The sequence below is a fragment of the Bacillus cereus group sp. BfR-BA-01355 genome (assembly GCF_022663675.1).
GTDB lineage: Bacteria > Bacillota > Bacilli > Bacillales > Bacillaceae_G > Bacillus_A > Bacillus_A thuringiensis_S.
The window spans coordinates 1-12,552 of record NZ_JAKUFY010000136.1; the positions used below are offsets into that span (position 1 = coordinate 1).

Sequence of the window (12,552 nt, forward strand, 5' to 3'; positions counted from 1 at the left end):
GATTCTGTAATTGTACATCCTTATGGAGATATAATGAGATCTATTATTATTGCTATTTATCAAGAAAATGTTAAAGAAATTTTTGTTGTCGGAATAGAGGATAAAGAAACGTCTTCAGTTAATCTACAAACTCAACGTGATTTCATAAAAGATAATATAGAATTAGACTATCTCTTTAAAAATTGCATGCCTGAATTTTCAAGTGGTAGCCTCGATGAATGGCTAAGTGGAAAAGAAAATGTTAGTGAAAATATTGAGAAGAGTATAGATATGATTTGTCATCATCCACTAGTACCGTCTGATGTTAAAGTTCATGGTTTCAAGATTGATAGAATAGGGGAAAAAGAAACGGTTGTTAAAATTCCTACTAATAAAATAGTTGAAAAAGTTAACTAATTTATTAAAGACAAATAAATTCTTATGTATAAATTGCTGTTGTATAATAAATTTTATTATGTTTTAAGAATCAGAAGAGGTAGCCATGCAAAACAAAATTATCGTTATGTTTCAAAAAGATTTTCGTTTATATGATAACCCAGCTCTATTTGAGGCTGTTCAGTCCGGGGAGGTTCTTCCGGTATATGTACAAGGTGAAACTTTTTCAATAGGAAGTGCGGCAAAGTGGTGGTTACACCATGCTGTAATAGATGTAAAGAAGCAACTTGAGGCATTGGGCTCTACTTTAATAATTCGTAAAGGACGTACGGAGGAAGAAATACTTTCTCTCATAGAACAATTAGATATAACGGCTGTATATTGGAATATTTGCTATGATCCGGACAGATTACAATCTAATCAAAAAATGAAAATGATGTTAGAAGATAAAGGTATTATTTGTAAGGAATTTAATTCGCATTTATTATTAGAACCGTGGATTATAAAAAAGAAGGACAACACTGAATATAAGGTGTTTACGCCTTTTTACAATGCATTTCAAAAGCAGGTAATACCTAAACCTATTAGCAAAGTGCAGAGTATAAAATGGGGAAGCTCTTTACCAGCAAGCTTATCTGTTTCAGAATTACACTTGCTGCCAACTATACCGTGGACATCTCATATTGAATCAATATGGGAGCCTACAGAGGAAGGGGCATACAAAACATTCAAGAAATTTTTCTCTAGCAAATTAGCCTCTTATAGTGAAGGAAGAGATTTTCCAAATCAAAATGCTCATTCGATGTTGGCGCCATATCTTTCATTTGGCCAAATATCAGTGAAGTTAATGTATCATTACTTAATAAATAAAAGTACCGAAAGACAATGTAGTCTTTTTGAAAAACAAGTGAATAGTTTTATACGCCAATTAATTTGGCGAGAGTTTTCTTATTATTTGCTATATCACTATCCGTTTACAGTATATAAACCTCTTAATAAAAACTTTGAACATTTTCCGTGGAATAAGGAAGAGGAGTTATTAAGAGTATGGCAAAAAGGTGAAACTGGTTATCCGTTTATTGACGCGGGAATGCGGGAGCTTTGGCAAACAGGTTTTATGCATAATCGGACAAGAATGGCTGTAGCCTCTTTTCTTGTAAAGCATTTGTTAATTCCGTGGCAAGAAGGAGCAAAATGGTTTATGGATACACTACTAGATGCTGATATTGCAAATAATACAATGGGATGGCAATGGGTTGCTGGAAGTGGAGCAGATGCATCACCGTACTTTCGTATTTTTAATCCTATCACACAAGGAGAAAAGTTTGATAAAAATGGAGAGTATATAAGAAAATGGGTACCAGAATTAAGAGATATACCGAATAAGTATATACATAAACCTTGGGAAGCACCTGAGCATATTTTACAAAAGGCCAATATAAAGCTTGGTAATACATATCCTTTGCCAGTCGTTGATCATAAGGCAGCAAGAGAGAGAGCACTGTGTGCATATAAAAGTATGAAAGAGTTCGTATAAAATAGATTAAACGATATGTATTTGAAATTTAAATATTAGAAATTTATCCATTACAAGGGCATACTAATCATATAAAGTTTCTATAATCTTCTAGTAAAAAGGAGAATGTTTATGAAAAAATCTAGTATTATAGTATTTTTACTAACATATGGTTTGTTTTATGTTTCTAGTGTTTTATTCCCTATTGATCGTACTTGGTATGATGCGTTAGAAAAGCCGTCTTGGACACCTCCTGGTATGACAATCGGAATGATATGGGCTGTATTATTTGGACTTATTGCATTATCAGTTGCAATTATTTACAACAACTATGGATTCAAGCCAAAAACATTTTGGTTTGTATTCCTTTTAAATTATATGTGCAATCAAGCGTTCAGCTACTTTCAATTCAGTCAAAAAAATTTGTTTTTAGCAACAGTAGACTGTTTACTAGTCGCTATTACTACGTTACTTCTCATTATGTTTTCTTCCAATTTATCTAAAGTATCGACATGGTTGCTAATTCCATATTTTTTATGGTCTGCATTTGCTACATATTTATCTTGGACAATTTATAGTATAAATTAAAGACGTAAATGAAAACTTGAGCACAATAAAAATGCTCGAGTTTTTATGTTTATTAATGATAATCTAAAGTATAGAATATATACATCTTAGGGAGGTCATACATATGAAGAAATGGATGAAAATTGTTCTGTACTCTTTACTTGGTATTTTACTTATAGGGAGTATTACTTTTTTTACTTGGTCCCAGTTTACTTACAAACCAACGAAAGAGGCTTTGTCGTTAGTGAATGATAAAAAAGATGAAGATAATATAGTTTTTGGACAGAAAGATGCTAAAATAGGGGTTGTTTTTTATCAAGGTGCTAAAGTAGAAGCTGAAGCTTATAGTTACTTAGGAGAAGCTCTTGCAAAAGATGGGCATTTTGTAGTAATGCCTAAGTTACCATTAAACTTAGCGATACTTGGAATCAATGCGGTAGATAGTGTAATTGAACAGTACCCTGAAGTTCAAAAATGGTACGTTGCTGGACATTCAATGGGCGGAGCTATGATTTCTAAGTATGCCTTTCAGAATGAAGACAAGGTAGATGGGATCATTTTCTTAGGCTCTTATCCTGCAGATGATTTCTCTACAAAATCGATTCCAATGTTATCTATTTATGGAGAAGTAGATGCTTTAGCAACTGTAGAAAAAATAGAGAACAATAAAAAGTTAATGTCAAAGAATACAACTATGCACATGATAAAAGGCGGAAACCATGCTCATTTTGGCATGTATGGTGAGCAAAAAGGTGATAATGCAAGCTTAATTACGTCAAAAGCACAACGGGATGAAACAGTTAAAGTAATTGAAGAATGGTTGTTAAAACAATGATAACGAACTTAATAAATCGATCGAAAGAATTCTCCAAACGGTAGATGGGAGTGATAATAAAGAGCCAACTCCTACGAATTGGCTCTTTTATTTCTTTGCTATCTCCAATTGTCCCCTTATTTTCTCTGGAATGTCCTTTTCAGAAATAATATCGTAGGAATAGACATACTTACCTTTCACATGAATTTTTAAGTAAATTTTTCTTGTAAAATCATTAGGCGTGTTCGTTCCAACTTTATATTCTTTTTCATTGCTTAATTCATCAACACCTTTTAGTGAGTACATAGCTCTTCCTTTATGATGATAATCTGGAACACCATATCCTTTCGCAACGGCATATACATTCTTTTCTTCAGCAATCGGATTAAATCTGTCTAAATCTCCGCGTAATATGAAAGGTAGTAAGTATATAGGGAGGCCTATTCCTAGTATGCAAATTACAAATTTTTTCATGATCGTTTCTCCTCTTGTTCATTTACATGATTCAGTATAGAAAAAAATTCTTATAAATATAGAGGGAAATTCCTTAAGGTTTTCTTAATAAAGTTTAACCGTGTGAAAAAAGACTAACTTGAGCAGTAAGCTTACGGAATGAATAGCCAAATAACCTGTTTTCTTTATTTTTTGAGGATAGGTTATTAGGTTTTATATTGGTATGAGTGAATTAAGAAATAAGTGAGATTTAGGAAATAGAATAAATTTATTTTACAGTAATAAGAGAATTAACTAAATAAATGAGAGTGAGAACAATTAAAGAAAGCATCTAGTCGGGTGCTTTTTTCTTTTGAAACAGAGAATCTCATGGGTCATTTACATGTAAATTAGTGCTGTGCTTCTAAGTCCTTGGAAAATCCAACAATAAAAAAAGAGGGGGAGGGCATTTTTTATTGAAGTTTGTTAATGATAGATTTTTAATTAGTTAGGGGGGATCGTAAAATAGATTATTAATCTCTTTGATAATTTTTATTTTCCTTATAGTTGGCATACTGTATTAGAAATTTTAAATTTTGAAAGGAGAATCAATAAGTATGGGTAAGAAAAGAAGAACAAGTAATAAGTTATTACTTGTTAGTGCGATTTTTTCAATAACAATTCCCTCAGTCTCATATGCGGAGGAAGTAATTTTACCTGAAAATTTTACGAGTTCTTCAAGTTTGTATGAGGGACGGAATACGGAAGTATTGAAAACAAGCTTATATCCTGATACATATAATTATCCGTTTAACCATCAATTTATTTCGAAATTAAAGGAAGCAAACACAACTATAAAAAAAGTAGACAATAGTGATGATGAAAATCCTATTATATCTACTACTCTTTCATTTATTCGCCATATGAATAGTGAAGATTATAAATCTGCATTTGATTTAACCTCAAGGTCATTACAGAAAATAATATCCGAAGAATGGCTGAAGAGCTATTGGGAGGGACTCCCAGTACAATTACAAGCAGGTTCTTTTATAGAAATTGGAGAGGTTACACAAAAAGAGACAAATCCTGTTCATACAAATGTGGAGATTCAATTAGTTTTTGAAAAAATGACTGTACCTTTACTAATTAAACTAGATCCATCTGGAAAAATAGACGATTTTCAACTCAGCATGTCGTTTAGTCCTGTTGCAGAGCGTCCATCATATAGTAAGCCTGAATCATTTGTTGATAAAGAAGTAGTAGTTGGAAGTGGTGCATTTCCATTACCAGGAACATTGTCGGTTCCAAAAGGAAAGGGTCCTTTTCCAGCGGTTATTCTTGTTCAAGGATCAGGAGCAACCGATCAGGATGAAACAGCGTTTGCTTTAAAACCATTTCGCGATTTAGCTGAAGGTCTTGCATCGAAGGGAATTGCTGTTCTTCGCTATAATAAAAGAACTTATGAACATGGGTTGAAAACACAATTTAGTCCCTTTTATACAGTTGATAAAGAGACAACAGATGATGCTCTTTTTGTAACTCAATTTCTTAAAAATGAGCCTCTAATAAATAAGAATCAAATATATATTCTTGGTCATAGTCAAGGTGGAATGATGCTTCCGAAAATGATTGAAAAAGATCAAAATAATAATATTGCTGGGGCAATTGTAATGGGTGGGCCAGCTCGTACGATCCAAGACGTTGTTTTAGATCAATTTGAGTACCTTTTTTCTATTGGAGCAATGAATCTAGATGAATATAAATTCTACAAAGCACAATTTGAATTATTAAATGATCCAAATTTCTCTAGTCAGAATCCCCCAAAAGATTTTTACTTAGGATCAGCAATATTTTGGGATTCTATCCGAAAAATTAAAGCAGCCGAAATGTCAAAAGAACAAAAGACACCGCTTCTTATTATTCAAGGGGAAAGAGACTATCAAGTTCAATCAAAAATCGAAATTCCTCTTTGGAAAGAACAATTAAAAGAACGAGATAACGTCGATTATCGACTATATCCGAAGTTAAATCATTTCTTTACAGAAGGTGATGGAGAAATAAGTAAACCGGATGAATATTATAGTCCTGCTAATATCCCTGAGTATGTTATAAATGACATTGCTGCTTGGGTGCAAGGAAGATCGCAATTAAATTAGCAACTATATGTTTTAATAAAGACTTTCTTTCTGTAATCAAACTAGAAACATTATTAGGTTATATGTTTTTTAGCACTCTTTTAAAAAGAGTGCTTTTTTATTTTCCTAGGATTTAATTAACGAAAAAAATATCTTGTACTCCTTTTGTAACTTTTTCTAAATAGAAATTTTCTATAAAACAATGGGCTTGCCTTCCAAACAAATCGTTATTTGTAGCACTTTTATCAAAGCAAACTTCTCGTGACATCGCTGTGATATTCAAAAACATTTATAACTTATTTTATGAAATTTTTTGAAAATTTAGGTTTAACATCTTTAAAATAGGTGTATTACATATTACATAACAACTAAATAAAAAAATAAAAAATTTAAAGGAGGAAAAATACAATGCACAAGAATGAAAGAAAACCGGTGGTTCATGAATATGAAAATGAACAGGAAGTAGTTATGAAAGTAAAAGAGCTAGAATTGCAAGGGATTCACCAAGATGACATGTATGTCTTAACACATGAAAAACATCTAACAAAAAAGATTGCGGATGATACAAACACAAATACGATTGGAGTAAAAGAACAAGGATTGGGAACAAGTATTATCAACTTTTTCTCCAAAAAAGGGGACGAACTTCGAAATCAAATGGAAGAAATGGGATTGTCGAAGGAGGAAGCTAACTTATATGAAGAAAAACTAGATCAAGGGAGGATTTTACTCCTAGTAACAGCTGAAACACCAATGGCGAGTGATAGGAAGTCGCAAACCTATCATTCTCTCTAATAGATTGCAATAGGTAAGGTAATTATTTTAAGTTGTAGCATTGAAGAAAATAAAAGTAGAGAAGGGTGAGAAAAATGAAACATACAATATTTAAATATGCTGTGATTGGGATTACGACCGGAGTCATCGTCTCCCTATTAAAAAAAGAAAATCGGAAAGCTATACAAACAAAAGGAAAAAGCGTAAAAGAAAAACTACAAGAAGGAAACATAAAGGAAACATTGGAGAAGGTAACTGAGACAAGTAAACAATTCTCTGCAACTGCAGCTAATGTTGCAAAACAAACATTACCACAATTGCTTACAGCCACACCAGTTGTCATTTCTACCATTAAAGACTTAACAGAAAACGAAAGTAACAAAAAGAAAAAAGATGAAAAGGATTACGAAATAAATGAAAATAGTAGGAACCTAGACGGAGAAAAAACGGAAAATGAAAAGAAATATGTGAAAGAAGGGAAAGAAGGGAAAGAAGAGAAAGAAGAGAGTGCCTAGATTTAATTCTTAAAAGAGAAAGTGAGGAAAAAAGTATGAAATCTCTGTATGCAATTGATGTAGGAATTGGCTTTACCAAGCGGGCATATCGACAGGATGTAGATTCTGAGATGACGATTAAGAGTGAAGCTTCCACACTAGCCCCTGTACCTAATCATACTGACAGTGAAGATTTAACAAAGGTGAGTTTTATAGACTTAGACTTTGCATACTACATGGGAAATGAAGCACATCAATCTGACGCTTCATTGCTTCCTCCATTTAATGAAGAAATAGAAAATTATTATGAAAGCGAACGTTTTAAACAACAAATATTTGGTTGCATTGCAAAGGATTATAAAGAAAATGTCGTGTTACCTTTAGTTGTTACCGGGCTTCCAGTCACTTGTTTTGGTAGTCAGCACGAGCAATTACAACATGCACTAAAAAAAGAAACTTCCGTGCAAATTGATGGGAAATTTATTAATATTACGGTGGAAAATGCTTTGATTCTTCAGCAACCAGTCGCTTTACATGCCTATTTCTTAAAAGAGGGAATTATTCAGGAACAAGATCGCATCTTAATTATTGATGGTGGATTTCGTACATTAGAAATGGCAGATATGAAACAGAATCTCATTTTAAATCATTATGAGACGGAACTAGGATGTAGCAAGCCTTTGAAAAATATTAAGAATATCCTGCAGAATCATGCGGGTGAAAGTAATCAATTGCATATTAACGACATGCCAAAAATATTAGAAAAAGGATATGGAGATCGAGACGAAAATTATGAGACAAGTCAGGTGGATATTTTAATTCAAAAAGAGTTGGATGCACACTTCCAAGACGTCATGCGTGTATTACAAGAACAATTTAAGTTAGACCAGTATGATACTATTATTTGGACCGGAGGAATAGTAGATATCCACAAAAAACGAATTGAAAAAATGCAAGGTGAAATTGCTTCTTTCCGTATGGTAGACGCTTCAAAAGAGGCCGCGCTTCATGGATACTATATTATTGGAAGTCAAGTATTTGAGGACATCACCAATCAATCTGCACAAAAATCCCAATTATAATAACGATCGAAATGAATTTTGTTGAATAGAACTGCTAAATTATAGGGCTTGATTTCCATATATAATAAATTATTTATAAGAAAAGATAAAAAGTGCTTGTATAGAGGAAATGTTTAAAATTGAGAATAAAAATAACTAATATATAGGGGGTCTTTCTTTTAAAAGAATAAGACCTCCTATGCCATTTATTTTGTAATTTAGATGATTTAAAAACTTTTCCTCCAAGATATGAATACCTACATACAAATTTCATATTACGGATATGATTCGATCAAACATAAAACTATTTAGAAAGGAAGAATAATATGGAATGCATAAAAATGACGAAATGGAGTTGGTATCATGTGAAAACTAGTGAGCTTGAAAAACTTTCTTCTATAATCCCTCGTGATGTAACATCTTATTTCTCTCAATTTGTAAAGAAAATAAGTTCTCCTTGTGAAAATGGATTATATGTTTATACGTTATCACCAAGTCAAACTTGTGTATATGGTTCGTTTTTATATGATCAAGATAAAAAGGATGCCAAAATTCAAAAATTTATTCATTATTTCGTAGCTCATGGAATACTGATAACAGTCCAGGAAAAAGAGGAAGAGGATTTCCAAAAATTAATACATAATTTCCCTATGGGTATAAAAAATTGTAATAGTTCCGCTGAAGGAGTATGTGCTATCTTATCAATATTTATATCTCACTATTTACGAAAGGTTGACTATTTTGAAAACAATTTCAGAAATGTATTATGGGATTTTTATCATCATAATAACATAGCAGTTTTAGAAAGAATTTATCATATTCGTCATGAATTATTTATGAACACACATGTGTTTCGCTTAATACAGGAAGTGTTACAAGGCTTGGAGGAAGCTTGGTTAGAAAACTTAACAAACACCCTTTGTTATAAACAAACACACGTAAAATTAGAGCGTGGATTACAACTTGTTAAAGAGTACCAAGAAGAATTAGACACGATGATTCATTTACAAGAAGTTGTTTCTTCTCATCGTGGGAATGAAATTATGAAAGCTCTTACTGTATTAACTGCTGTGAGTACGCCTTTGACAGCTTTAGGAGCATTATGGGGAATGAATTTTAAATACATGCCTGAACTAGAATGGAAATATAGCTATTTAATCGCTCTCTTATTTATCATTTTCACAACAGGGGGTATGTATTTATATATGCGAGTCAAAGGATGGACAGGTGATTTATTACGAGTAAAGAAAAAGAAATCTTTTTTTAAATCTAATTAATCCTGTTTATAAAAAATATGATAGATATATAGTTAATAATATTTATTAATTGGGGTAGTGCCACATGCCCATCAACCTAAGGAAAGCAAATACCCCAAAACGAGAAAATTGACATTTCCAGATGAAAATGTACATTTTTTTTGTTTTGGGGATGCTTCAAAATATTAGTTTGATAGCAATGTGTCTCTATCCATATAGGTTCGTGAATTACGGTACTATGACCATATCGTACAGCTAGTTGAGTGTTCAAATGTTTTTGGTCAAAGCTTTTCTCCTAATATCATATGAACTCACTTCATCACTCCATAATTTTTAGGTAGTGAACGATTTTAGATTACCTAAAATCACTATGATATCCTAAATAATATTTAAAAAGCTAAGTCCATACATCGCAGCAACTGTAAAAATGACTGTCCATACTGCTAGACTGACCGTCATCCAACTTATGACGTGTGTCCGGTTAGATCCAAATGTTAAAGCTAATACGGCTGCAATATCAGTTCCTACGAGAATTGGAGCTAGAAGAGCCAAACCTGGAATACCATATCGATCCCATATTTTTCTTGATCGGGTTTCTTTTTTAGAAGGTGTTGTTATACCTTTTTTTTGTTTTCTTGCTGCTTGCCATTTTGCATACTGTTTAAAGAAAAAACCGAGTAATAGAACCAAGATAAGATTTCCTGCAAATGCTGTTACTCCTACTGCAAATGGTTGTAATCCCCATGCGATACCAAGTGGTACAACAATTGATACATCCATCCATGGGGCAAATGCTAAAAGAAATAACACTACATATTGCCATAATGCCCCCGCATTTTGAGCCCACTCCACCATATTGTTTCATCCCCTTTGTTAAATACGATTTAAAATAAAAATAGTGGTTAACCAATAGACAATATATTGACCTGCACCTAGTAAACCAATGCACAATAATGGAACAAAATTATGTTGAGAAAAGAGAAAGCAAATCCCTGCCGTTACTGGAAGCGCAATACTATAGTAAATATACACATTTCGGCAAGCCTTATAGGTTACCCACTGCTGCCCTTCATCTATTTCACGAAATTCGGATGGTATAAAACCAAATAGCCTAATCTTATCATGAGGATTCTTTCGGTTATAAATCCTTGTGAGAATGAGCCATAAAAAAGTAACCGTCACTAAAATCCCGAAACATAACTTAGCTAAAATGACTTGTGTATTCATAAGAGAAAATAGTAAAAATGCAATAATCAACACAAATATACTGGCCCCTATAAGTGGAGATCTTAAAACCTGTTTTATCATAATCGTTCCTCTCCCTTTAAATAAAAAACCTCTTCTACGGTAACTTGAAATACAGCAGCTAATTTTAACGCCATAGTGACAGATGGAGAATAATCACCTTTTTCTATTAATCCAATTGTCTGCCTTGTGACCCCAATTGCATCGGCCAAGTCTTGCTGAGTCCATCTAAATCGTGCTCGTAATTCTCTAACTCTGTTTTCTAGTATCATAATTCCCCTTTCCTCATTTACAATTACTGTAATTGTAAATGATTACTAACAAAATGTAAACAATCATTTGCATTATGTAATGAATAATTGCTAAACACGACATAAATTACCCTTATGTTAAAAAGGGAGTCCACCCCATCGCTATCAAGATACCAAAACAAAATACCCCATAAAATGAAAAAATACGCTATTCTTTCTGTAGAATCATAGGAAAGGATGGCGTTTTTGTATGTCTATTTCTGTATCTGATGAATTACAACTATTAGCTCAAGAAATTCAAAAATTCTTATCTCCAAATATCTTACGAGATCTTGCTAGAGATGTTGGTTTTGTACAAAGAACTAGTAAATACCAAGCAAAAGATTTAGTCGCTTTATGTGTATGGATGAGTCAAAATGTCGCTACAACTTCTTTAACCCAGTTATCTAGCTGTTTAGAAGCATCGACAGAAGTGCTCATCAGTCCTGAGGGACTGAATCAACGATTTAATAAAGCGGCTGTCCAATTTTTACAACACATATTATCTAAACTACTAAACCAAAAATTGGCCTCATCTATACCTATTCCTTCTCCATATACTTCTGTTTTCAAGCGTATTCGTATTTTAGATTCAACTGCATTTCAACTTCCAGATCCCTTTTCATTTGTTTATCCAGGTGCAGGAGGATGCAGCCATACAGCGGGGGTGAAGATTCAGCTAGAGTATGATCTATTAAGTGGCCAGTTCCTGCATATCCATACAGGTCCAGGTAAACAACATGATCGAACCTACGGTTCCCTGCGTGTTCCAACTGTGACAGCGAATAATTTATGTATCCGAGATTTAGGGTATTTTCATTTGAAAGATCTTAAACATATACAAGACCAAAAGGCTTACTATATCTCTCGTATCAAGTCGAATACACGTATTTATCAAAAAAATCCCAATCCTGATTATTTTCAAGATGGAAGAATTAAGAAAGGTACAGAGTATATTCAAATAGATATGGAGGGTTTAATGAGCTCTCTTCAACCAGGACAAACATGTGAAATAGCTGACGCTTATGTAGGAATGACTGATAAAGTGCCGACTCGTGTGATTGTTCATCGACTAACAAAAGAACAACAACAAAAACGATTACACGATCAAACTGTAAGAGAAAAAAAGAAAGGAATGAAGTATTCTGCTCGTAGTAAACGACTTAGCGGTATCAATGTATATATGACAAATACCTCTATAGATATTGTCCCGATGGGACAAGTACATGATTGGTATTCTTTACGTTGGCAAATCGAGCTTTTATTTAAAACGTGGAAATCATTCTTTCATATTCATCATTGTAAAAAGATAAAACGAGAACGATTAGAATGCCATTTGTATGGGCAACTGATTGCCATTTTACTTTGTTCTTCTACCATGTTTCAAATGCGACAATTGCTTCTTATGAAAAAGAAACGAGAACTGAGTGAATATAAGGCCATATATATGATTAAAGATTACTTTCTTCTTATTTTCCAAGCTATACAAAACATACTAAGATTAGTAGTGCAGACCAAGGCATTGGTTCGCACTACTATTTTTTATATAGTAGAAGTGAAGAGAAGGTCGTGGGTGTCTTGGGATCCTGAATC

General features: G+C 33.0%; 15 protein-coding genes. 10 read left to right on the top strand and 5 right to left on the bottom strand.

The annotated features are described in order from the left end of the window. From MR167_RS27835 to MR167_RS27850, 4 genes are all read left to right on the top strand, one after another. Positions 1 to 396 (top strand): carbonic anhydrase (locus MR167_RS27835; RefSeq protein ID WP_242316001.1); only part of this gene is annotated, 396 nt, incomplete at its 5' end. 85 nt (positions 397 to 481) lie between these two features. Beyond that, positions 482 to 1,912, top strand: a complete 1,431-nt coding sequence (locus MR167_RS27840; RefSeq protein WP_242316003.1) for a cryptochrome/photolyase family protein — start codon at positions 482 to 484, stop codon at positions 1,910 to 1,912. Positions 1,913 to 2,023: 111 nt separating this feature from the next. Then, entirely contained in the window at positions 2,024 to 2,479 is a 456-nt protein-coding gene (locus MR167_RS27845; RefSeq protein WP_000749748.1) for a TspO/MBR family protein, read from the top strand. 103 nt (positions 2,480 to 2,582) lie between these two features. Further along, positions 2,583 to 3,293 carry an alpha/beta hydrolase gene (locus MR167_RS27850; RefSeq protein WP_000759149.1) on the top strand — a complete coding sequence of 237 codons (711 nt, stop codon included), beginning with the start codon at positions 2,583 to 2,585 and terminating at the stop codon, positions 3,291 to 3,293. Between the two features lie 87 nt (positions 3,294 to 3,380). Here MR167_RS27850 and MR167_RS27855 read toward each other — a convergent pair whose 3' ends face one another. Beyond that, positions 3,381 to 3,746: a YxeA family protein gene (locus MR167_RS27855; protein WP_000714889.1), complete on the bottom strand. Its 366-nt coding sequence runs from the start codon at positions 3,744 to 3,746 to the stop codon at positions 3,381 to 3,383. A 575-nt stretch (positions 3,747 to 4,321) separates the two neighbouring features. Between MR167_RS27855 and MR167_RS27860 the strand changes: the two genes are divergently transcribed. Further along, positions 4,322 to 5,860 (top strand): alpha/beta hydrolase, encoded by a 1,539-nt coding sequence (locus MR167_RS27860; RefSeq protein ID WP_000516868.1) that lies wholly within the window; start codon positions 4,322 to 4,324, stop codon positions 5,858 to 5,860. Between the two features lie 112 nt (positions 5,861 to 5,972). On the opposite strand, the gene MR167_RS27865 is transcribed toward MR167_RS27860, so the two are convergent. Beyond that, the gene (locus MR167_RS27865) at positions 5,973 to 6,128 is read right to left on the bottom strand and encodes an acyl dehydratase (RefSeq protein WP_074789697.1); all 156 of its coding nucleotides are present in this window, start codon (positions 6,126 to 6,128) and stop codon (positions 5,973 to 5,975) included. Between the two features lie 119 nt (positions 6,129 to 6,247). Between MR167_RS27865 and MR167_RS27870 the strand changes: the two genes are divergently transcribed. The 4 genes from MR167_RS27870 to MR167_RS27885 all read left to right on the top strand — a co-directional run bounded on the left by MR167_RS27870 (position 6,248) and on the right by MR167_RS27885 (position 9,445). Next, positions 6,248 to 6,634, top strand: a complete 387-nt coding sequence (locus MR167_RS27870) for a YflT domain-containing protein (protein WP_000549431.1) — start codon at positions 6,248 to 6,250, stop codon at positions 6,632 to 6,634. Between the two features lie 74 nt (positions 6,635 to 6,708). Then, complete coding sequence (locus MR167_RS27875; RefSeq protein ID WP_242316005.1) at positions 6,709 to 7,128, top strand: peptidase U61; 420 nt, start codon at positions 6,709 to 6,711, stop codon at positions 7,126 to 7,128. A gap of 35 nt (positions 7,129 to 7,163) precedes the next feature. Continuing rightward, positions 7,164 to 8,189, top strand: coding sequence for a ParM/StbA family protein (locus MR167_RS27880; RefSeq protein WP_000839445.1), 1,026 nt, complete (start codon positions 7,164 to 7,166; stop codon positions 8,187 to 8,189). A gap of 305 nt (positions 8,190 to 8,494) precedes the next feature. After that, a complete protein-coding gene (locus MR167_RS27885; protein ID WP_079245723.1) occupies positions 8,495 to 9,445 on the top strand; it encodes a magnesium transporter CorA family protein in 951 nt (316 codons plus the stop codon). A gap of 357 nt (positions 9,446 to 9,802) precedes the next feature. On the opposite strand, the gene MR167_RS27890 is transcribed toward MR167_RS27885, so the two are convergent. Genes MR167_RS27890 through MR167_RS27900 form a run of 3 tightly spaced genes read right to left on the bottom strand, consistent with a single transcriptional unit; the run spans position 9,803 to position 10,941 of the window. Then, positions 9,803 to 10,279 (bottom strand): small multi-drug export protein, encoded by a 477-nt coding sequence (locus MR167_RS27890; protein WP_000230643.1) that lies wholly within the window; start codon positions 10,277 to 10,279, stop codon positions 9,803 to 9,805. 18 nt (positions 10,280 to 10,297) lie between these two features. Beyond that, positions 10,298 to 10,732 (bottom strand): hypothetical protein, encoded by a 435-nt coding sequence (locus MR167_RS27895; protein ID WP_000595642.1) that lies wholly within the window; start codon positions 10,730 to 10,732, stop codon positions 10,298 to 10,300. Next, on the bottom strand, positions 10,729 to 10,941 hold the full coding sequence (locus MR167_RS27900; protein ID WP_000599740.1) for a helix-turn-helix transcriptional regulator: 213 nt from the start codon (positions 10,939 to 10,941) through the stop codon (positions 10,729 to 10,731). The genes MR167_RS27895 and MR167_RS27900 overlap by 4 nt, the downstream gene beginning before the upstream one ends. Positions 10,942 to 11,170: 229 nt before the next feature. On the opposite strand from MR167_RS27900, the gene MR167_RS27905 reads away from it, so the two are divergent. Further along, on the top strand, positions 11,171 to 12,552 hold a 1,382-nt coding region (locus MR167_RS27905; RefSeq protein WP_242316007.1), incomplete at its 3' end, for an IS4 family transposase.

Coding starts and splice junctions, on each gene's coding strand:
- MR167_RS27900 (WP_000599740.1), bottom strand. CDS start 10,941: ATGATACTAGAAAACAGAGTTAGAGAATTACGAGCACGATTTAGATGG.
- MR167_RS27885 (WP_079245723.1), top strand. CDS start 8,495: ATGGAATGCATAAAAATGACGAAATGGAGTTGGTATCATGTGAAAACT.
- MR167_RS27850 (WP_000759149.1), top strand. CDS start 2,583: ATGAAGAAATGGATGAAAATTGTTCTGTACTCTTTACTTGGTATTTTA.
- MR167_RS27890 (WP_000230643.1), bottom strand. CDS start 10,279: ATGGTGGAGTGGGCTCAAAATGCGGGGGCATTATGGCAATATGTAGTG.
- MR167_RS27895 (WP_000595642.1), bottom strand. CDS start 10,732: ATGATAAAACAGGTTTTAAGATCTCCACTTATAGGGGCCAGTATATTT.
- MR167_RS27875 (WP_242316005.1), top strand. CDS start 6,709: ATGAAACATACAATATTTAAATATGCTGTGATTGGGATTACGACCGGA.
- MR167_RS27845 (WP_000749748.1), top strand. CDS start 2,024: ATGAAAAAATCTAGTATTATAGTATTTTTACTAACATATGGTTTGTTT.
- MR167_RS27840 (WP_242316003.1), top strand. CDS start 482: ATGCAAAACAAAATTATCGTTATGTTTCAAAAAGATTTTCGTTTATAT.
- MR167_RS27880 (WP_000839445.1), top strand. CDS start 7,164: ATGAAATCTCTGTATGCAATTGATGTAGGAATTGGCTTTACCAAGCGG.
- MR167_RS27860 (WP_000516868.1), top strand. CDS start 4,322: ATGGGTAAGAAAAGAAGAACAAGTAATAAGTTATTACTTGTTAGTGCG.
- MR167_RS27865 (WP_074789697.1), bottom strand. CDS start 6,128: ATGTTTTTGAATATCACAGCGATGTCACGAGAAGTTTGCTTTGATAAA.
- MR167_RS27870 (WP_000549431.1), top strand. CDS start 6,248: ATGCACAAGAATGAAAGAAAACCGGTGGTTCATGAATATGAAAATGAA.
- MR167_RS27855 (WP_000714889.1), bottom strand. CDS start 3,746: ATGAAAAAATTTGTAATTTGCATACTAGGAATAGGCCTCCCTATATAC.